Here is a 20025-nt window from a genome sequence, read left to right on the forward strand (position 1 = left end):
CTGGGCACCTTGTCGTCATCACTGCCGGCGCGGGGGATGGTCCGCTCGCCCGCGCCGTCGCACAGCGCGCCGGGCTGCCCCCCTCCGCCGTGCTCGGCGGCGACGCCGATGTGCCCTTCGCCGAACTGGCCGCACTCGTCGCCGGGGCCCGGGCCGTGGTCGTCGGTGACACCGGCCTCGCGCATCTGGCCACCGCCCTCGGCACGCCCTCCGCGGTCCTGTTCGGTCCGGTGGCTCCGCGGCTGTGGGGGCCGCCGCCCGCCCCGCGGCACCATGTGCTGTGGCATCCGGACAGCGATGAACCCCGGCCCGGCGACGCCCATGGGGACCGCCCCGACGAGCGGCTTCTGCGCATCACGGTGGCCGAGGTCCTGGCCGCCGTCGAGCAGTTGCCGGACCCCGGCAGCGACCGCGTCCTCGTCCCCGGCGTGCGCTTCTGACGGTGCACCGGAAGCAACCGGGATGGTCCGAAGACCTGTGTGTCCGCCACCGGGGGGACACCGTGTTCCCCCCTGCGTGCGCCGGGCCCGCCCATGTACGGGCCGGGGCTAGCGTCCGTGGGATGCGGGAGCGCCTGTCGGGAGGTCATCGGATGCGGTGGGGTCGCCGAAGGCGGTGGCGACGGGGGTGGCCGCGGCGGTCGTACGCGGCCTCGGGAGCGGTGACCGCCGTGCTGCTGGCGGGCGGATGCGGAGCGTTGGAGGAGCGCCGTTCGGCGGCGACGGCGGCAGCCGTGGACTTCGAGCGCGCCCTGCGAGCGCGGGACGGCGCCGCGGTGTGCGAGGTGCTGGCCCCGGGTACACGGCAGGAGCTCGAGCAGTCGGCCGAGGCACCCTGCCCCCGGAGCATCCTCGACGAGGAGCTCCCCCGGGCCGGAGGGGTCCGCAGCACCGATGTCGAGGGCCGGGCGGCCCGGGTGGTCCTGGCCGCGGACACCCTGTTCCTGTCGCTCTTCTCCTCGGGCTGGAAGGTGGTCGCGGCGGGGTGCGAGCCACGCCCCGGGCAGCCGTATCAGTGCATGCTGAAGGGCGGGTGACGCGTCGTGAGAGTGGTGTTCAGCCTGTGCCTGCTGGTGATCGCCGCCGGTCTGGCCTACTGCATCACCCTGGGAGCGCTGCACCGATGACCTCCACCGTGCGCCGCTTCGTCAAGGACAACGGCCTCGGCCTCACCTTCGGCACCGCGTTTCTGCTCTCCGTGACCGGCCAGGCCTTCGCCGGGCGCGCGGCCTACAACAACGACCTGGTGGCGCAGGAGCTCCAACCGGTCGGCATGGGTGACTATGTGACGTCCTCGGACTTCGCCGTCGACATCATGGAGAACTGGCAGTCCGAGTATCTGCAGTTCTTCCTCTACATCTTCCTGACCGTCTGGCTGGTGCAGCGCGGCTCCCCGGAGTCGAAGGCCCTGGGCCGGGCCGGGTCCGAATCCGACGAGGAGCAGCGCACCGGGCCCCATGCGGGCCCGGATTCCCCGCGATGGGCGGCCGCCGGCGGTATCCGTCAGAGGTTGTACTCCCATTCCCTGGGCCTGGTGATGGGCACCATCTTTCTGCTCTCGTGGTTCGCCCAGTCCATCTGCGGCGTGGCCGCCTACAACGAACGGCGCTTCCGTGATCTGGAGGCCCCGCTGAGCTGGGGGCGGTACCTGTTCTCGGCCGACTTCTGGGACCGCACGCTGCAGAACTGGCAGTCCGAGCTCCTGGCCATCGCCTCCATGGCGGTTCTGGCGATCTACCTCCGCCAGCGCGGATCCCCTGAATCCAAGCCCGTCGGCGCGGCCCACACCTCGACAGGGGTCGAAGGATGAACGAACGGGCGCGTCGCGGTGTGACGCCGCCGTACGGGGCCGACAGCGGCCCCGTACATGGCGTGGAACCGATCAACTCGCCCTCCGGACGAAGGAGTTGCATGCACGCGAAGAAAAACGAGCCCGCCCCGCGTGTGGCGGTGGTCACCGGCGCGGACTCCGGCATCGGCCGCGCCACGGCCGTACGGCTGGCCGGGCAGGGCATGGACATCGGCATCACCTGGCACAGTGACCAGCGAGGTGCCGAGGAAACCGCCGCCGAGGTCCGGGGCCTGGGACGGCGGGCCGACCTCGAACCCATGGACCTCACCCGGCTGCCCGGGGCCGCCGGCGCCGTCGACCGGCTGGCCGGACGGTTGGGCCGCGTGGACGTCCTGGTCAACAACGCCGGTACCGGCACCATGACACCCTTCCTCGACCTCGATCCCGTCACTGTCCGTCAGGTCATCGACGTCGACCTCATCGGGCCGTTTCTGTGCGGACAGCACGCCGCCCGCCGGATGATCGGGCAGGGCGACGGTGGCAGCATCGTCAATGTCACCAGCGTCCATGAGCACCAGCCCCGCGTCGGCGCCGCACCGTACTGCGCGGCCAAGGGCGGCCTGGGACTGCTGACCCAAGTGATGGCTCTGGAACTCGCCGAACACGGAATCCGCGTCAACGCCGTCGCCCCCGGCGAGATCGCCACACCCATGACCGGCCAGGAGGACCACGATGTCCACGCGGCGGAGCGGCCCGGGATCCCGCTGCGCCGGCCGGGGGACGCACGGGAGGTCGCAGCGGTGATCGGGTTTCTCGTCAGCGAGGACGCGGGCTATGTCACCGGGGCCTCCTGGGCCGTGGACGGAGGAATGCTGCGGATGGGGCCGCAGGCGGGGTCCCATCTGGAGAACGACTCGTGGCGCCGGCCCTGACCGGCGGCGCCGGCTCCGTAACGGGCCGGACCGTCGTCCCGTCACGCCGGAGCGCAGGGGCATGAGCAGAGGGCCCGTGGCCTGAACGGCGGGTCCGAGAAGTCTCCAAGACCGGTCCACCGTCCGGGCGTTCACCGTGAACGCCTGGGCGTACGGTCACCGTGCCGCCGGGCGGTCGGGCTCCGTGCCGCCGGGCGTTCGGGCACCGTGCCACCCATGCGTACGGTCACCGTGTCGTTCGGTCCCCCATCGTCTCGCGCGTCTGGGAAGGGAGCGGTGTGCCGGGGCGTTCCGGAGTGGCCACCGCCTGGAGCACCAGCACCGAGAGGTCGTCCTCGACCGGACCGGTGCCGAAGTCGTGAGCCGCCCGCCGCACCCGTTCCGCCACGGCCTTGGCGCTCAGCCCGACGCACTCCCGCAGCACTTCGGACAGGCCGTCGTTGTCGTCCAACTGCCAGTCGCCGCTGCGGCGTTCGGTCACGCCGTCCGTCACGCACAGCAGGGTCTCGCCCGGCGCCAGGTCGAAGGAGCTGGCGTTGAACTCGGCACCCTCGTCGATTCCCAGGAGCATCTGGGGGTCCACCGGGGGCGTCACCGAGCCGTCGCCGGACAGCCGTAGCGGCAGCGGGTGCCCGGCGCTGGCGACGGTGAAGTGCGCGCCTCCCGCCCCCGGGTCGAGCTCCAGCTCCCCGTACAACAGGCTCAGGAAGCGCGGCCGGGCGTGCTCGCCGCCGAACGCCACGGCTTCCGCGCTGTCCTCCGCCATCGCGACGTTCAGCCTGCCGAGCACCGACTCGACGCCATGGCCCTCCCGCGCCAGCAGCCTCACCAGATGGCGGGCCAGGCCGGTGACGGACATCGCCTCCGGGTCCTTGCCCTGGACGTCACCGAGGAGGAAGGACCAGCGGGCCCTCCCCATGGGGAACAGATCGTAGAAGTCGCCACCGACCGTCAGGCCCTCACCATGGGGCTCGTAGACGAGCGCCGTGTCGATCCCGGGAATTCTGGCCAGGGAGATGGGCAGCTGCTTCCGCTGGAGCGCGTGGCTGATCGCGGTCTGCCGGGTGTACTGGCGTGCCGTGACCAGGGCCTGCGCCACGCGCCGGGCGACGTCCTCCACCATCCGTACGCCCCCCTCGGTCATCTGCAGCTGTCCGGCCCGGCCGAGCAGCAGCATCCCCAGACAGGAGCCTCCGGCGACGAGGGGGAAGGCCAGCGCGGACCCGCCCTGGCCGTCGGGGTCGGCGCTCTTGGGCCAGGGCCAGGGGATCCCCGCCGTGCGGAGCCGGGCCGGCGGCGGGTCCTTGCTCAGATCGTGGCGCAGCGCGTCGATACGCCGCTCGTCCGCGTGCCAGACGCGGGACAGCCGCATCTCGCCTCCGTCGGTGGTCAGCCACACCCCGCACCAGTCGGCGAGCCGGGGCACCAGGAGCTGGCCCGCCAGCGCGGCGACCATGTCCTCGTCGAGCTGTCCGGCGAGGAGCTCGCTGGCCTCGGCGAGGAAGGACGGCCCTCCGCGATCGGCCCGTGCGCCGGCGCGTGGGCTCAGGTCGCGCAGCGAGGCGGGTGCCGATTTCTCGGGGAGGCGCACCTCGCGGGGGAGCACGTCGTACGGTGAGCCGGCGTCCCCGGGTTCCGTATGCGCGGGCTCGAGGCGGAACCACACCGCCTTTTCGGTGCGCCGGTAGGTCACGCCCCACGATTCGGCCAGCGCGCCCACCAGTTGCAGACCGAAGCCGCGTCCGTCCCGCCGGGCGTCCATGCCGCCGCGGACCACGCTGGAGGGGTGGTGGTCCGCCACCTCGATGATCACGCCGACGGGCGCCTCCTCACCCGCGGCGGAGGGTATGCCACCGGCCCGCGGGGCGGTGGCGGGGGAGTCCGGGCCGGGCTCCACGTAGCAGACGACCTCGATGTCGGTGCCGGCGTGCATCACCGCATTGGTGACGAGTTCGCTGACGAGGAGTTCGGCATCGTCGGCGAGCCGGTCGGTGATCGGCGGTGATCCGGTCTCCGCCGGCGCGGGACGTTCGGCGAGGACCCCGCGCACGAAGGTACGCGCCCTGGAGGCCGCGAGCTGGTTCGCCACCAGGGTGGTACGCGATACGAACTCCTGCGCCTGCGTGGACAACGGCCCCACCTTGAGACCTCGGTTTTTCTCCAGCGATGAGATCCATGGGAGGTTCTATACTATGACATACCCGTATACATCGGTGACCCTGAATGGGCTGTCATGGCACACGACCCCTTCCCGCCGGGCTCCACCACCCCCTCCCCCTCCTCCGCAGGAACCCAGGCTTCATCCGCGGAGGATTTCCGTGAGGACGGCGTCGGTCGGCCCGGCTACGCCCCGGACGGGCAGTGGGTGCGCGCCGGTGAGCTGCGCCCCCTGCTCGCGGCGATGAACGCGTTGTGCGACGGTGACTTCACCGTACGTGTGGAGGGCGTGGACGAAGGCGTCCTGGCCGAGATGACCGGGGTCTTCAACCGGATCGTCGCCCGCAATGAGCATCTGGCCGGTGAGCTGCAACGGGTGCGCCGTGAACTCGTACGGCAGGGACGGCTGGACGAGCGGATCACGGCCAGCCCGGGCCAGGGCTCCTGGACCACGAATGTGGACGCGGCGAACTCCCTGCTCGAAGCGCTGGTGGTGCCCGTGGGCAAGGCGACACGGGTGCTGGAGGCCGTCGCGGACGGAGACCTGACCCAGCACGTGGACCTGTACGACGGCAACCGTCCGCTCTGCGGCGATCTACGGCGCCTGGGGGGCGGGGTGAACCGCATGGTCGACCAGCTCTCGCTGTTCACCGGCGAGGTGACCCGGGTCGCCCGGGAGGTCGGGACCGAGGGGCGGCTCGGCGGCCGGGCCAAGGTCGAGGGCCTTTACGGCGACTGGCTGCATGTGACCGAAGCCGTCAACACCATGGCCTCGCGGCTCACCGCGCAGGTGCGTGACATCGCCGTGGTCACGACGGCGGTGGCCCGCGGCGATCTCACCCAGCAGGTGACGGTGGAGGCCACCGGTGAGCTGCTGGAGCTCAAGCTCACCGTGAACAAGATGGTGGACCAGCTCTCGGCGTTCGCGGACGAGGTCACGCGCGTGGCCCGGGAGGTCGGTACCGAAGGTCAGCTGGGCGGCCGCGCCCAGGTCCGGGGGGTCTCGGGGGTGTGGAAGGACCTCACCGAGAACGTCAACTTCATGGCGTCCAATCTGACGTGGCAGGTGCGCAATATCGCCCAGGTCACCACCGCCGTCGCCACCGGCGACCTCAGCCAGAAGATCACGGTCGACGCGCGAGGCGAGATCCTCCAGCTGAAGGACACCGTGAACACCATGGTCGACCAGCTCTCGGCGTTCGCGGACGAGGTCACGCGGGTGGCCCGGGAGGTCGGTACCGAGGGGCGGCTGGGCGGCCGGGCCCAGGTCCGGGGGGTCTCGGGGGTGTGGAAGGACCTCACCGAGAACGTCAACTTCATGGCCGACAACCTGACCTCGCAAGTGCGCAATATCGCCCAGGTGGCCACCGCGGTCGCGGAGGGCGACCTCGGCAAGACGATCACGGTGGAGGCCAAGGGCGAGATCCTGGAGCTGAAGGACACGATCAACACCATGGTCGACCAGCTCTCGGCGTTCGCGGACGAGGTCACGCGGGTCGCCCGTGAGGTCGGCACCGAAGGGAACCTCGGCGGCCAGGCGCAGGTCAGAGGCGTCTCCGGGGTCTGGAAAGGCCTCACGGACAACGTGAACTTCATGGCGCTGAACCTGACCTCGCAGGTGCGCAACATCGCCCAGGTGACCACCGCCGTCGCCAACGGCGATCTGTCGAAGAAGATCGATGTGGACGCGCGCGGCGAGATCCTGGAGCTCAAGGACACCGTCAACACCATGGTCCAGCAGCTGCGGGCGTTCGCGGACGAGGTCACGCGGGTCGCCCGTGAGGTCGGCACCGAGGGGCGGCTCGGCGGCCGGGCCCAGGTCCACGGCGTCTCCGGCGTCTGGAAGGACCTCACCGACAACGTCAACTTCATGGCGTCCAACCTGACCTCGCAGGTGCGCAATATCGCCCAGGTCGCCACCGCCGTCGCCCAGGGCGATCTGTCGAAGAAGATCGATGTGGACGCGCGCGGCGAGATCCTGGAGCTGAAGACCACCATCAACACGATGGTCGACACCCTCTCCTCGTTCTCCTCCGAAGTGACCCGGGTCGCCCGCGAGGTCGGCAGCGAAGGACAACTGGGCGGCCAGGCACGGGTCGAGGGCGTCTACGGGACCTGGAAGCGGCTGACCACCAGCGTCAACGACCTGGCCCTGAATCTGACCACGCAGGTGCGCGCGATCGCGGAGGTCGCCAGCGCTGTCACCCAGGGCGACATGTCCCGTTCCATCAAGGTCGAGGCCCAGGGCGAGGTCGCCGCGCTGAAAAACAACGTCAACCTGATGGTGGCCAATCTGCGCGAGACCACCCGGGCCAAGGACTGGCTGGAGTCCAATCTGACCCGCGTCGCCGGACTGATGCAGGGCCACCGCGATCTGGTCGACGTCGCCGACCTGATCCTGCGCGAGCTGACGCCTCTGGTGAACGCCCAGTTCGGGGCGTTCTTCCTGGCCAAGGCAGGCGCCGAGCCGAGCGAGTGCCTGGAGTTCATCGCCGGATACGGCACCGGCGAGGAGATCCACCACGGTCCGCTCCCCGGCGCCGGAGGACCGGTCCGCGGCCTGATAGGCCAGGCCGCCCTGGAGAAGAAACGCATCCTCGTCGAGTCCGCCCCACCCGACTACATCACCATCGAATCCGGGCTCGGCTCCTCGCCCCCCGCCAGCATCGTCATCCTGCCGATCCTCTTCGAGGACCAGGTGCTCGGCGTGATCGAACTGGCCTCCTTCAGCAGGTTCAACGAGATCCACCTCGCCTTCATCGACCAGTTCGTGAACACCATCGGTGTCTCGATCAACACCATCCTGGCCAACGCCCGGACCGAGGCCCTGCTCTCGGAGTCCCAGCGGCTGACCTCCGAGCTGCGACAGCGCTCCGACGAACTGCAGCGCTCCAACGCCGAACTGGAGGAGAAGGCCGCCCTGCTGGCCACCTCCTCGCAGTACAAGTCGGAGTTCCTGGCGAACATGTCGCACGAGCTGCGCACCCCCCTCAACTCCCTGTTGATCCTCGCCCGGCTCCTCGCCGACAACCCCGACGGCCGGCTCTCCGACCAGGACGTCGAGTTCGCCGCCACGATCCACCGCTCCGGCTCCGACCTGCTCCAGCTGATCAACGACATCCTCGACCTGTCCAAGATCGAGGCGGGCCGGATGGATGTGCACCCCAAGGCACTTCCGCTGATCAAGCTGCTCGACTATGTGCATGCGACCTTCAGGCCCCTCGCCGGCGACCGCGGACTGGACTTCGGTGTGACGGTCGGCGAGGACGTACCGCGCGAGCTGTTCTCCGACGAGCAGCGGCTCGAGCAGATCCTGCGCAATCTGCTGTCCAACGCCGTCAAGTTCACCTCGTCCGGCAGCGTGGAGCTGATGGTGGAACGCGTGCCGGGAGCGGCATTCGAGGAGCCGACGCTGCGGAACGCCGAAGCCGTGATCGCCTTCTCGGTCAAGGACACCGGAATCGGTATCCCGCCGGAGAAGCTGTCGGTGATCTTCGACGCGTTCCAGCAGTCCGAGGGCACCACCAACCGCAAGTACGGCGGCACCGGGCTCGGCCTCTCCATCAGCCGGGAGATCGCCGGTCTCCTCGGCGGCCGGATCGTCGCCGAGAGCGAGCCGGGCGTCGGGTCCCGCTTCACCCTCTACATTCCCTCGCAGTACCAGGGCGTCGCCGCCGGGCCCGAGCCGGGGAAGCTCCGGACCAGGGGCGGCATCCGCACCGTCCCGGCCGCGCTCACCGGAAAGGCCGCACCGCTGCCGAGCGCCGCCGACGCCGCGCCCAGCGGAGTGTTCGGCAGTGCCGACACCCCCACCGCCCAGAGGTCCCGGGTCGCCGCTGACGGCGACGACACCTGGCCGGAGACAACACGCCTCAAGGAATGGCTCAGCGGACGCCCCGGCCGCGTCCTCGCGGGACGCAGCATCCTCATCGTCGACGACGACATCCGGAACGTCTTCGCCCTCACCCATGTGCTGGGCCGCGTCGGCATCACCGTGAAGTACGCCGAGAACGGCAGGGAGGGACTGGAGGTCCTCGACCGGTCACCGGAGGTGTCGCTGGTACTGATGGACATCATGATGCCCGAGATGGACGGATACGAGACGATCCAGGCCATCCGCAACACTCCCCGCCTCGCCGACCTCCCGATCATCGCCCTCACGGCCAAGGCCATGCCGGGTGACCGCGAGAAGGCCATCGACAGCGGCGCGGGCGCGTACGTACCGAAACCCGTGGACGTGGACCGCCTGCTCTCGGTGATCTGCGATCTGCTCGACCCGCAGGACGGGCAGGCTCCCACGGCGCCCGAGCCGGACGCCGCCGAGGAACCCTGAGAAGATCCGAGGCCGTGGACATGAGCACACAGCCACCCGAGAAGTCCAGCATTCTGATCGTCGACGACATCGAGGAGAACCTGGTCGCCCTGGAAGCGGTGCTGGGCTCACTCGACCTCCAAGTGGTACGCGCTCGCTCCGGGGAGGAAGCCCTGAAGGCGATGCTGCGCCAGGAGTTCGCGGTCGTTCTGCTCGATCTCCTGATGCCCGGTATGGATGGCTTCGAGACGGCCGCCAACATCAAACGCCTGGACCAGACCAAGGATGTGCCCATCATCCTGCTCACCGGGACCGACGCCGGGACGGACTACGCCTACCGGGGGTACGCGATCGGCGCGGCGGACTTCCTCACCAAGCCCTTCGATCCCTGGCTGCTGCGTACCAAGGTCAACGTCTTCCTCGAACTGCACCGTAAGAACCGCCAGCTCGCCGCGCAGGCCGAGCAGTTGCGCCGACTGCTGGTCGCCGATACGAAGTCCGCGCGGTCGGCGGGCCCGGTGGACTCGGTGGCGGACGCCTGGGGCAAACCCGGCGCGGACCGGGGCGCGAGCCCGCCGGCACGAAGCGGTGAGCCGGGGCTGGGGGACATTGCCGAGCAGCTCACCCAGATCGAACTGCTGCTGCGTGACGCGGAAGGCGCGGAGAAGGCCGGTCTCGCCGACCGTATCGCCGCGCTGGAGCGCGTCGTCGACCGCCTGAAGGTCCGGGGGGACGCCTGAGGCCGGGCAGGAACGCCTGGAGGACGTGCCCGGCGGGCGCCGCGATGCGTACGTGTGCCTGTCTTATGCCCGGGTAGGCGCCTTGTGTCCGCGATGAAAGGGGAGGACCACGTGAGCGCCACGGTATCCACGGCTCCGGCTGAACGTTCCGTCGGGGAGCCGACGCAGACGAGTGAGACCGGGACGGCCGACCTTCCCTGGGTGGAGGACGCCACCAAGGTGGCGCCGAAGGATGCCCGCGCGATGTCGAAGGTCTTCTTCGACCGGATGGCGGTACTGGAGGAGGGCACCCATGAGTACCAGTACGCGCGCAATACCCTCATCGAGCTGAATCTGTCGCTGGTCAGGTACGCCGCCGCCCGGTTCCGCAACCGGGCCGACGAGATGGAGGACATCGTCCAGGTCGGCACGATCGGTCTGATCAAGGCGATCGACCGGTTCGACCTGTCGCGCGAGGTGGAGTTCACCACCTTCGCCGTCCCCTACATCGTCGGTGAGATCAAGCGTTTCTTCCGTGACACCAGCTGGGCGGTGCATGTGCCCCGCCGTCTCCAGGAGCTGCGGATCGACCTCGCCAAGGCGAACGACGCGCTCTCCCAGCGGCTCGACCGCTCACCCACGACCGCGGAACTCGCCGAGCATCTGGGTCTGAGCGAGGACGAGGTCGTCGAAGGACTCGTGGCCGGCAACGGCTACACCGCCGGATCCCTGGACGCCCCGGTGGACGAGAGTACTGACGCCGCCGGAGGCACGACCTTCGCCGAGCGCATCGGTGAGGTCGACCCCGCTCTGGAGGGCGTGGAGAACCTGCAGGCCCTCAAGCCCCTCGTGGGGCAACTCGAGGAGCGCGACCGGCAGATCCTGCAGATGCGCTTCGGCGCGGAGATGACGCAGGCCGAGATCGGCGCGGAGCTCGGGGTCTCCCAGATGCATGTCTCCCGGCTGCTGACGCGGATGCTCACCAATCTGCGCAGCGGTCTGCTCACCGAGCGGTAGCCACCCTTGTTGGCCCGGCACGGCGGCCAACGACCGTACTGTGTGCGTGCGTCGCGCACGGTGACGACGCGGCGTGGCCGGTACGTGCCGGGCCGCGGTGCTGTGCGGAGCGCTTCCGACGAGCCAAGGACTCGTACCGCGCCCAGGATGGGAAGGGAACCCGGGGAACGAAGGCGCCGCAGGAGGACCAGGAACTCCCCCAAGTCGCCGGGGACGTCCGGGAGAACGTGGTCGGGACACGGGAACGGATGACGGCCTTCGAAGTCGTCGAGGTCAATGTCGCCGTGGACGATGTGCATCTGCCCGGTGAGGAGGAGCCCGAGACAGCCAGGGTGCGGTAGCCGCCGCCCTGCCGACGCCGCCCGTACGGCACCACCCGAGAGGCTTACGGCCTCTCGTGAGCGCGCCCTCCGGCATACGGCGGCCCCCGCCACCGGACGGATGATGACCGGTGGCGGGGGCCGCCTGTTGCGCTGAGGGGGCTGTCAGTAGCCGTAGCCGCCATAGCTGCCGCTCGACGCGGAGCCGCTGCCGTACGTGGAACCCTTGTCCGCGGAGGAACCGCTGTCCGATGAGCCGGCGTCGGCCTCACCCGCGCCGCCGCCCTTCGCCTTGGCGGCGGGGATCGTCTTTCCGCGGTCGTTCTTGGCGTCCTTCTTGATGGCGAACCAGGTGCCGCCCACGCCCTGGCCGTTGGTCTGGCCGGGCTCCTTGTCACCCTTGAACGTGTACGCGGGCCAGCAGTTGATGGCCTCCTGCTTGGTCCCGTTCGGTGTGGTGAACGTGAAGAGCAGCTTGGGGTCGAGGCCCGCGGCCTTGGCGTCCGCCGCCGTCACCGGCGCGGACGGCGTCCACTTCTCCAGGCACTTGGCGTCACAGGCCGTCTTCATGGGCCAGGGCGTGTCCTTGGTGAAGAGGTAGAGCGTCTTGCCGTTCTTGTCCGTGAGGACCTTGCCGAGCTCAGGACTGTCGAGTACGCCGAGCGCGGGGCGCTCCACGCCGCCCTTCTTGCCGTCGGGGGCGGAGGCGAACCAGGTGCCGCCCACGTTCTGGCCGTTGGTGTCCCCGGCCTTGGTGTCCTTGGAGTAGCGGTACATGGGCCAGCCCGCGAGGGTCAGCTGCTTGGTGCCGTCGGCCCGGGCGACGGAGCCCAGGAGGTCGGGGTTGAGACTGGCCGATGCCTCCGCGTCGTCCGCCGGAACGGGCGGCCACGTCTTGGCGCAGTCCCCCTCGCAGTTGGACTTGGCCGGGTCGGGGGTGTCCTTGTCGAAGCGGTACAGCGTCATGCCCTCGCTGTCCGTCACGATCGGGCCCAGCTTGGCATCCGCTCGTACCGCCAACTGGCCCGCGGCCTTGGGCTCCTGGGCGTCGGCTTCGCCTGCCTCAGCCGGCTGACCCGCCTGCCCCGCCCCGACCTTCGGCGCGGCGGAACCGGCCGCCGGCTGGACGAGCTTGGTGTCCGCGGGCTCCTCCGCCCCGCACGCCGTGGCCAGAAGCATGGTCGCCGCCACACCGGCGAGCGACACATTTCGCCACTTCCGCATATCCATTCCTCACGTTCGCAATCTCACCGGGCATCTCCACGCGGCGCTCCCGCATATGTACGGAGGAGCTGCCGAGCGTGTTCAAAGGCCCGCGGGGATTCCGCCCGCGAGGCAGAACCACCGCTGCCGAAGGGCTCGGTCCGGGCGTGTCCGAAAATCAGCGCCGTCGGAGGAGATCCGGTGGGGCATGGCGGGTGCGGTGGATGGCGCCCGGACGTGCGCGTATGGCCCGCACCGGACGACGTGGGGGCGAACACGGCCGGTGAGGGGGTGAAGGTGTCGGACGGCGACCAGGGCTGCCCACGCCCACGTGCCGCGTCCGTCAAGGTCCGCCCGGTAGCGGGGCGACCTGGCGCGGTCAGCTGCAGGGCACCCGCCCGGCCTCGTAGCCTCGTAGTGGCCCCACGCGGCCGCTCGGGGGGCGGTGCCACGCGGCGAGCGGGAGGAACCGTGGCCGGCGCGTGTCCGGGCGATCTTGTCGGGCCCGCGACGCCTGGCACACACTCCCCCAGCGGTAGCTGGGGGAGCCGCGGACCCCGCCCTTCGGGCGGACGGCGCTACTTTCGAAACACGCCTAGTCCCGGTCGATGTGCTCGGGATGGGTCAGATTGACCCCCGTGCCGGGTTCGAAGATGTGCCCCCGGGCCACGTCGAGCCACAGCTCGATGGGCCTGCCCTCCCGTGCGTGGGTGGCCGCGCTGAGGCGGGTCACGATCTGATGGCTCTGGGCCCCGGTGTCCTGGACGCCGGAGTCCGCGGCGATCTCGTCCAGTTCCGCGCTGACGGCGCGGCCTGCCTCCTCGGTGAAGTACGTGTAGACGTCCGAGCCCACGGACTCCAGCACATCGACCGTGGCGGTGAAGGTGAAGGTGGAGCTCGCTCGCCCCATGTCGACCAGCGACGCGTCCTCGAAGTCCTCGGGCCGGAAGCCGATGATGAGCTCACGAGGGGCGTTCTGGCGTTCCAGCGCCTGGCGCGTCCGGTCGTCCAGAGGCAAGTCGCCCAGGGAGGTGCGCAGGACGTTGTCCTGAAGGTCGGCATGGAGGAAGTTCATCGCCGGCGATCCGATGAAGCCCGCCACGAAGAGGTTGCGCGGCTCGTCGTAGAGGTGCTGGGGCGAACCGATCTGCTGGACGACACCGTTCCGCAGTACCACCACACGGTCGCCGAGGGTCATGGCCTCGGTCTGGTCGTGGGTGACGTAGACCGTGGTGGTGCCCAGCCGCTGCTGGAGCCGGGAGATCTGGGTCCGCATCTGGACGCGGAGCTTGGCGTCCAGATTGGACAGCGGCTCGTCCATGAGGAACGCCTTCGGGCTGCGGACGATCGCACGGCCCATGGCCACACGCTGCCGCTGGCCGCCGGAGAGGTTGGCCGGCTTGCGGTCCAGATGCTCCGTCAGGTCGAGAATCCGTGCCGCCTCCTCCACCTTGGAGCGGATGGTGGCCTTTTCCGTCTTGGCCAGGCGCAGGGCGAAGCCCATGTTGTCCCGGACACTCATATGCGGGTAGAGGGCGTAGCTCTGGAAGACCATCGCGATGTCGCGATCCTTGGGGGCCTTGTCGTTGACGACCTGGTCACCGATGCGCAGCGTGCCCTCGGTGATGTCCTCCAGGCCCGCGATCATGTTCAGTGTCGTGGACTTGCCGCACCCCGACGGGCCGACCAGGATCACGAACTCGCCGTCGGCGATGTCGAGGTTGACGTCTTTCACGGCGAGGGCGCCGTCGGGGTACCTCTTGGTGATTCCCTCGAGAATGATCTCGGCCACGGTCGTTCTTCCTTGTCCTCTGGTCGACGTCCTCCGGTCGACAGCTCCAGGCCGGGAGCTCCGGTCGGTGGCAGGTCAGCCCTTGACCGCCCCGGAGGTCAGCCCGGCGACAATCCGCCGCTGGAACAACAGTACGAAAATAATGATGGGGATGGTGATCACCACAGCGGCCGCGGCGATCGATCCGGTCGGCTGCTGGAACTGGGAGCTTCCGGTGAAGAAGGCGATGGCGGCCGGCACCGTCCGCGCAGCGGTGGTCGAGGTCAGCGAGATCGCGAACAGGAAGTCGTTCCAGCAGAAGATGAAGACGAGGATGGCGGTGGTGAAGACGCCGGGCGCCGCCAGCGGGGCGATCACCAGCAGGAAGGCCTGGGTGGGCGTGGCACCGTCGACCTTGGCCGCCTTCTCCAGGTCCCAGGGGATCTCCCGGAAGAAGGCCGAGAGGGTGTAGATCGCCAGCGGCAGGGAGAAGGTCATATACGGGATGATCAGCCCCGGCCAGGTGTCGAAGATGCCGAGGACGCGCTCGATGTTGAACAGCGGCGACACCAGGGAGATCGGTGGGAACATCGCGATCAGCAGCGACATGCCGATGAGCAGCCGCTTTCCCGGGAAGCGCAGCCTCGCCACGGCGTAGGCGGCCATGGTGCCCAGCACGACGGCGATGAACGTCGCGATGAGCGCGATACCGATCGAGTTGATCAGGGCCCGGGTGAACTCGGAGGTCTCGAAGATGCCGCGGTAGTTCTCCAGGGTCCACTTCGTCGGGACGACGTTGCCGTCCGTGAGCGTGCTGGGGTCCTTGAACGAGAGCGCGGCGATCCACCACACCGGAAACAGGGCGTAGAGAACCACCAGCACATTCACCATGGCCCAGCCGAGGGCATGTCTCTTGCCTGCTGCCGCCATCAGCGCTTCACCTCCGAACCGGGTGCGGCCGTGCCGAACAGCTTGATGAAGACGAAGGCGATGATCGCGACGCAGATGAAGATCAGCACCGAGATCGCCGACCCGATGCCGAGGTTCAGCGCGGTGAACAGGTTGTCGTATCCGAGGATCGACACGGAGCCGGTGTCGTGGGCGCCGGCGGTCAGTACGTAGATGTTGTCGAAGATCCGGAAGGCGTCCAGGGTGCGGAAGAGCAGCGCCACCAGGATCGCCGGTTTCATCAGCGGCACCGTGACCAGCCAGAAGCGCTGCCAGGCGTGGGCACCGTCGACCATGGAGGCCCGGAGTGTCTCCTCGGGCACCAGAGCGAGTCCCGCCAGGAGCAGCAGCGCCATGAACGGGGTCGTCTTCCATACCTCCGCGAGGATGATCAGTCCGATGGCCGGCCATTGCTCGGTCAGCGGGGCGCTGCCCTCGGACAGCAGCGCCGCCAGATAACCGGTGTCGGGCGTCCAGGCGTACTGCCAGGAGAACGCACCGACGACCGTCACGATCCCGTACGGAATCAGGATGGCCGTGCGGACGGAACCGCGGCCGAAGATGGTGCGGTGCATGACCAGGGCGAGACACATGCCCAGCACGAGTTCGATGGCCACCGAGACGAGGGTGATCAGTACGGTCACCCAGAAGGCCGTCCACCAGAACGGGGAGGTCAGGACGGCGCCGTAGTTGCGGAGGCCGATGAACTCGGCTCTCGCCGGGAAGCGCAGATCGTACCGTTGCAGGGACAGATAGATGGCGTAGACGATCGGATACGCCGTCACGGCGAGCATGACGAGGACAGCGGGGGAGCACAGCAGCCAGCCGAGCCGCCTCTCCTGCCGTGCCCCGGCGGACAGCGCCTCGGACGACGGCTCTCCCTCCGCCCCCGGAGGCCTCGCATCGGCCGGTACGGCCCGACTGCTCATCGTGTCCTCCCCGGGGATGCGGTACGCAAGGGGTGCAGGCGGCTCACGGGACCAGCCCCTCGGACTCCAGGGCCTCGGTGATCTGCTCTCTGACCTCGGCGATCGAATTCACCGGCTGGATCTCGGACGGTGGCGAGAGGGTGTGGGAGGTCGCGATCGAGACGTTTTGGTAGGCGGGGGTCAGCGGACGCACACTCGCCGTCTCCAGCGCGTTCAGCACGACACCGGCGAAGGGATAGCTGTCGATGAGCGCCCGGTCGGAGTACAGACTGCGCAGGGTGGGCGGCAGACCGCCCTCGAGCGCCGCGGCGAGCTGGTTGTCGCGGTTGCGCAGGCACAGGGCCGCTTCGTAGGCCAACTCGGCGTGGCGGGAGTAGGCGCCGACCGCCAGGTCGATGCCGCCGATGGTGGGATGGGCCGGCAGGTCCGCGCTCACCCTGGGATAGGGCGCCCAGCGGAAGTTCTTGAACAGGGTCGGGTTGTTCATCTTCATCGACGGATAGACGAACGGGTAGTTGATCTCGAAGGCGGCCGAACCGGATTCCATGGCGAGCCGGTTCTCGTCCTCCATCTGGTTGGACAGGGACGGGTCCGCTGCCGGGGAGGTCGCCAGGTCACGCATGATCTGGGCGGCCCTGACGGCTGGCGGGCCCAGAGAGGGCCTGGACACGTCCGGCGTCAGGATGGAGCCTCCGGCGCTCGCCACGAGAGAGTTGAACCAGACGGTCAGGCCCTCGTACTGGGCGCCTTGGATCTCGACGTAGTGCGGCTTGCCCCTCTTCGCCAGATCGCGGGCCATGTCGAGCATCTCGGCCCAGGTCTTGGGCGGGGTGGGGACCAGGTCGTCGCGGTACCACAGCAGTTGTGTGTTGGTGTTGTACGGGACGGCGTACAGCTCGCCCTGCCACGTCCCTGTCCGCAGGGGTACCTGCAAGGTGTCCGCGATGGCCTGCCGCCGGGCGGCCCCGGTCCACGGGCGGATCCAGCCCGCCTCGGCGAACTCCGCGGCCCAGGTGACATCGAGCCCGAGGATGTCGAGCGAGCTGTCCTCGGCGGCGAGCCTGCGGACGAGTTGCTGCCGTTGGCCGTCCGCCGTACGGGGGAGCTTGTGGTAGCTGATGGTGTAGCGGCCGCCCGACGCCTTGCTGCAGTTGTCGGCCGCTTTCTGGAGCGCCCCGGAGTCGTCGGGGAAGTTGTACCAGTTGAGGGTGGGGCGGCCGCCCCCGGCCTCGCCCCCGCACGAGGTCAGCAGCGAGGCCAGCAGGGGGAGTACGACAACGGCAAGAGCACGCAACCGCCGCTGGCCGCGCGGGCGTGGCCGCAGGCCGGGACGGCGCCCCGCCGCCGGGTGAACCCGTCCGTCCATGCGTCCTGCACCTCACTCCCTGGGGCCACTGGTCAACCGGGCTTGATTACGCTGCGTAGTGTTGTCGTCACTGGACCTTAGAGGGGGACCACAGCGATAGCAAGCGCCCAGGGGGATGAGAGGGGAGTGTCTTGCTCTGCCGTCGCCAGGGAGCGGACCGGCCACCCACGGCCTGTCCTGACGTGCTGTCATCGCGCGGTGGGTGCCGTCGTCCCGGTCGAACCGCTCCGCTCCCGCATCCGTGGCGGGGCGGCTCGCGGGATGTGCGGACGTCACCCGGGAACGCGGCGGCTTCTCTCGCAGGCGGCAGCCATCCCGTACATCTGGGAGACGACCTCCGGGCGGCAGCCGTCATGCCACGGTCTGATGCCACAACCACCATGGGGACTGATTCGGCGAACCCCTCCGATCTCGTACTTTCTTGATCGAAACCCGAGCGATCAGGAAGACAGGGATGCATGTACGGCAAGGCATTCGCTCCCGAATACCAAGGCGCCCTCGGCTCCTCCCTCTCCGTGAACTCCTCGTACGAGGAAGTCCTGGCCAGGGCTAGTGAGGAGCAGCGGCAGTCGGTGCTGGACTACGCGCGGGCCGGGCTCGCCGTCGCCGAGGCGAACCGGCGGCTCGGCCGGGTGGACGACGCCGGGCACGCCTGGCGGGAGAGTTACCGGGCCGCACGGCGCGCCGGTGACCAGGGGCTGATGGCCTGGGCGCTGTGGAGCGGCGGGACCCTGGCCCGTCAGTGCGGCAGACCGGCGCTCGCCCGGCGCTGGCTGGCGGCCGCGGCCGAGCTGGCGCAGCGCGGAGGCGACAGGATCGCGCGCGGCTACTCGGTCGCCGGGCTCGCCGAGACCGGCCGTATCCAGGGCGACTACGCGGCGGTCCGTGAGCTCCATGAGCAGTTGCTCGCGGAGGCCCGGGAGCACGGCGAGGCCCGGCACATGGTGTGGGCGCTCGAAGGCATCGCGCAGATGCATCGCAACACCGGCTCGTACGGCACTGCGCTGTCGATGTTCGAGGAGGCGGCGGAGATCGCCTGGAACGCCGATGACGCCCGCGGCCGGGCCTGGGCGCTGCGCGGCATAGCCGACGTCCTGTCCTTGCAGGGCCGGCCGGAGCGGGCGCTGGAGCTGCTCGCCGAGGCGGAGGAGATGTGCCGTTCGATGGATCTGGCCGGCGCGCTGGCGTACAACCGCAAGATGCGGGGCAACGTGCTCTTCCGCGACGGGCGTTACGAGGAGGCCTGCGAGGTCTACGCGGGCGCGTTGCGCTCGTTCCGGGCGATCCACGAGCCGCGTGGCGAGGCGCTCTCCCGGCTGGGTCTCGTCAAGTCACGGGCGCGGCTGGGCAGGCCGAGCGAGGAGACGCTGGCCGAACTCGAGGAGCTCCACGACGCGTTCGACCGCATCGGTCTGCACCAGGCGCGCGACAGCGTCAAGACGTTCCGCGCCGAGGTGGAGCGCCCGGGGCGCGCCGCCCGGCCAGGGGGCCGTGCGGCCGGGGCCGCGCCGAAGTCCGCGGGAGAGCAGGGAAGTCAGTGATCCTGGAGAGCCCGTGGCCATGGGGCGGGCGGATCGTGCAGATTGGTTCCATGACGAATGATCAGTCCGTTCCGCCCGGCATCGACACCCGCTTACCGCACTCCGCCCGGATGTACGACTACTGGCTCGGCGGCAGCAGCAACTTCGCCGCCGACCGGGCCCTCGGTCAAGCATTCGAGCAAGCGATCCCCAGCATCCGGACGATGGCACGCGAGAACCGCAGGTTCCTCGGCCGTGCCGTCCGCTACATGGCGGGGGAGGCCGGTATCCGGCAGTTCCTCGACATCGGGACCGGCGTGCCCGCAGCGGGTGACACCCACTCCGTCACCGCGATCGTCGCACCCGACAGCCGTGTCGTCTGCGTGGACAACGACCCGATCGTGCAGGCCCATGCACAGGCCCACGCCGAGTCCCTGACCACCGACGACGGCACGGCACGGACCGTCTACCTCAAGGCCGACCTCCGACGGCCGGACGAGCTCCTCGCGGCCCCCGCTCTCACCGCCGCCCTCGACCTCGACCGGCCCGTCGGCCTGTTGCTGGTGGCGGTGCTCATGCTCGTCACGGACGAGGACGACCCCTGGGCCCACGTCGCCACGCTCCTGGACGCGCTTCCGCCCGGCAGCCATGTCGCCATCACCCACCCCAGCCAGGACTTCAACCCGTCGGCCATGGCGGATGTCGTGCGCGCCGCCGAGCAGGGCCGGATGACGCTCGTCCCCCGCGGCCGGGGCCAGGTCGAGCGCTTCTTCGGCGACTGGGAGCCGGTCGACCCGGGCATCGTGCCCGTCATGAGCTGGCATCCGGAGAGCGAGCCGCCCACCGATCCCAACGCCGCCTATTACTGGGCAGGTGTGGCGCGCAAGAATCCGTGAATCCGGTACCGGGCCCTTAGGGCGTGTTTCGAAAGTCCCGCCTGGCTCGCGACGCCTGGCACGCACGCTCGCTGCGTTGTCGGGCTCGTCCGAGTACGCCCAGTACGAGGACGACCCTCCGCCTTGCGATCGCACGCACCAGCC

The 20025-nt window shown here is 69.6% G+C and carries 15 protein-coding genes and 1 pseudogene; 10 read left to right on the forward strand and 6 right to left on the reverse strand.

Going from position 1 to position 20025, the window contains the following annotated elements; genetic code table 11:
* The 4 genes from ACTWQE_RS28760 to ACTWQE_RS28775 all read left to right on the forward strand — a co-directional run.
* The coding region (locus ACTWQE_RS28760; protein ID WP_443331992.1) for a glycosyltransferase family 9 protein at window positions 1-440 on the forward strand (440 nt) is incomplete at its 5' end.
* Between the two features lie 221 nt (window positions 441-661).
* On the forward strand, window positions 662-1036 hold the full coding sequence (locus tag ACTWQE_RS28765) for a hypothetical protein (protein ID WP_443331993.1): 375 nt from the start codon (window positions 662-664) through the stop codon (window positions 1034-1036).
* A gap of 86 nt (window positions 1037-1122) precedes the next feature.
* On the forward strand, window positions 1123-1809 hold the full coding sequence (locus ACTWQE_RS28770; protein WP_443331994.1) for a DUF6766 family protein: 687 nt from the start codon (window positions 1123-1125) through the stop codon (window positions 1807-1809).
* Between the two features lie 101 nt (window positions 1810-1910).
* A complete protein-coding gene (locus ACTWQE_RS28775; protein WP_443331995.1) occupies window positions 1911-2723 on the forward strand; it encodes an SDR family oxidoreductase in 813 nt (270 codons plus the stop codon).
* Window positions 2724-2949: 226 nt separating this feature from the next.
* Here ACTWQE_RS28775 and ACTWQE_RS28780 read toward each other — a convergent pair whose 3' ends face one another.
* Window positions 2950-4863, reverse strand: a complete 1914-nt coding sequence (locus tag ACTWQE_RS28780; RefSeq protein ID WP_443331996.1) for a SpoIIE family protein phosphatase — start codon at window positions 4861-4863, stop codon at window positions 2950-2952.
* Between the two features lie 93 nt (window positions 4864-4956).
* Here ACTWQE_RS28780 and ACTWQE_RS28785 point away from each other — a divergent pair, with 93 nt between their 5' ends.
* The 4 genes and pseudogenes from ACTWQE_RS28785 to ACTWQE_RS28800 form a co-directional block, all read left to right on the forward strand.
* Complete coding sequence (locus ACTWQE_RS28785; protein ID WP_443331997.1) at window positions 4957-9213, forward strand: HAMP domain-containing protein; 4257 nt, start codon at window positions 4957-4959, stop codon at window positions 9211-9213.
* A 20-nt stretch (window positions 9214-9233) separates the two neighbouring features.
* Window positions 9234-9932: a response regulator gene (locus ACTWQE_RS28790; RefSeq protein ID WP_443331998.1), complete on the forward strand. Its 699-nt coding sequence runs from the start codon at window positions 9234-9236 to the stop codon at window positions 9930-9932.
* A 93-nt stretch (window positions 9933-10025) separates the two neighbouring features.
* Entirely contained in the window at window positions 10026-10928 is a 903-nt protein-coding gene (locus ACTWQE_RS28795) for an RNA polymerase sigma factor SigF (RefSeq protein WP_443332006.1), read from the forward strand.
* Between the two features lie 200 nt (window positions 10929-11128).
* Window positions 11129-11269 (forward strand): annotated as a pseudogene (locus tag ACTWQE_RS28800) (Asp23/Gls24 family envelope stress response protein); the annotation flags it as partial.
* A gap of 144 nt (window positions 11270-11413) precedes the next feature.
* On the opposite strand, the gene ACTWQE_RS28805 reads toward ACTWQE_RS28800, so the two are convergent.
* From ACTWQE_RS28805 to ACTWQE_RS28825, 5 genes are all read right to left on the reverse strand, one after another.
* A complete protein-coding gene (locus ACTWQE_RS28805) occupies window positions 11414-12472 on the reverse strand; it encodes an SCO0930 family lipoprotein (protein ID WP_443331999.1) in 1059 nt (352 codons plus the stop codon).
* A gap of 574 nt (window positions 12473-13046) precedes the next feature.
* Window positions 13047-14243 carry an ABC transporter ATP-binding protein gene (locus tag ACTWQE_RS28810; protein WP_443332000.1) on the reverse strand — a complete coding sequence of 399 codons (1197 nt, stop codon included), beginning with the start codon at window positions 14241-14243 and terminating at the stop codon, window positions 13047-13049.
* Between the two features lie 75 nt (window positions 14244-14318).
* Window positions 14319-15152, reverse strand: a complete 834-nt coding sequence (locus ACTWQE_RS28815) for a carbohydrate ABC transporter permease (RefSeq protein WP_443332001.1) — start codon at window positions 15150-15152, stop codon at window positions 14319-14321.
* Window positions 15152-16099 carry a carbohydrate ABC transporter permease gene (locus ACTWQE_RS28820; protein ID WP_443332002.1) on the reverse strand — a complete coding sequence of 316 codons (948 nt, stop codon included), beginning with the start codon at window positions 16097-16099 and terminating at the stop codon, window positions 15152-15154. Before ACTWQE_RS28820 ends, ACTWQE_RS28815 begins: the two co-directional genes overlap by 1 nt.
* A gap of 43 nt (window positions 16100-16142) precedes the next feature.
* The gene (locus ACTWQE_RS28825; RefSeq protein WP_443332003.1) at window positions 16143-17465 is read right to left on the reverse strand and encodes an ABC transporter substrate-binding protein; all 1323 of its coding nucleotides are present in this window, start codon (window positions 17463-17465) and stop codon (window positions 16143-16145) included.
* A 458-nt stretch (window positions 17466-17923) separates the two neighbouring features.
* Here ACTWQE_RS28825 and ACTWQE_RS28830 point away from each other — a divergent pair, with 458 nt between their 5' ends.
* Window positions 17924-19006 carry a tetratricopeptide repeat protein gene (locus tag ACTWQE_RS28830; protein ID WP_443332004.1) on the forward strand — a complete coding sequence of 361 codons (1083 nt, stop codon included), beginning with the start codon at window positions 17924-17926 and terminating at the stop codon, window positions 19004-19006.
* Between the two features lie 50 nt (window positions 19007-19056).
* Entirely contained in the window at window positions 19057-19881 is an 825-nt protein-coding gene (locus ACTWQE_RS28835; protein WP_443332005.1) for an SAM-dependent methyltransferase, read from the forward strand.
* Window positions 19882-20025 lie beyond the last annotated feature (144 nt).

Origin of the sequence: Streptomyces sp. 8N706 (assembly GCF_052245415.1) — a bacterium.
In the GTDB taxonomy this organism is placed as follows: Bacteria; Actinomycetota; Actinomycetes; order Streptomycetales; family Streptomycetaceae; genus Streptomyces.

Bases quoted from the DNA above. Each gene is read 5' to 3' on its own strand.
- ACTWQE_RS28770 (WP_443331994.1), top strand. From the start codon at position 1,123: ATGACCTCCACCGTGCGCCGCTTCGTCAAGGACAACGGCCTCGGCCTC.
- ACTWQE_RS28775 (WP_443331995.1), top strand. From the start codon at position 1,911: ATGCACGCGAAGAAAAACGAGCCCGCCCCGCGTGTGGCGGTGGTCACC.
- ACTWQE_RS28785 (WP_443331997.1), top strand. From the start codon at position 4,957: ATGGCACACGACCCCTTCCCGCCGGGCTCCACCACCCCCTCCCCCTCC.
- ACTWQE_RS28790 (WP_443331998.1), top strand. From the start codon at position 9,234: ATGAGCACACAGCCACCCGAGAAGTCCAGCATTCTGATCGTCGACGAC.
- ACTWQE_RS28795 (WP_443332006.1), top strand. From the start codon at position 10,026: ATGAAAGGGGAGGACCACGTGAGCGCCACGGTATCCACGGCTCCGGCT.
- ACTWQE_RS28805 (WP_443331999.1), bottom strand. From the start codon at position 12,472: ATGCGGAAGTGGCGAAATGTGTCGCTCGCCGGTGTGGCGGCGACCATG.
- ACTWQE_RS28815 (WP_443332001.1), bottom strand. From the start codon at position 15,152: ATGGCGGCAGCAGGCAAGAGACATGCCCTCGGCTGGGCCATGGTGAAT.
- ACTWQE_RS28820 (WP_443332002.1), bottom strand. From the start codon at position 16,099: ATGAGCAGTCGGGCCGTACCGGCCGATGCGAGGCCTCCGGGGGCGGAG.
- ACTWQE_RS28825 (WP_443332003.1), bottom strand. From the start codon at position 17,465: ATGGACGGACGGGTTCACCCGGCGGCGGGGCGCCGTCCCGGCCTGCGG.
- ACTWQE_RS28830 (WP_443332004.1), top strand. From the start codon at position 17,924: ATGTACGGCAAGGCATTCGCTCCCGAATACCAAGGCGCCCTCGGCTCC.
- ACTWQE_RS28835 (WP_443332005.1), top strand. From the start codon at position 19,057: ATGACGAATGATCAGTCCGTTCCGCCCGGCATCGACACCCGCTTACCG.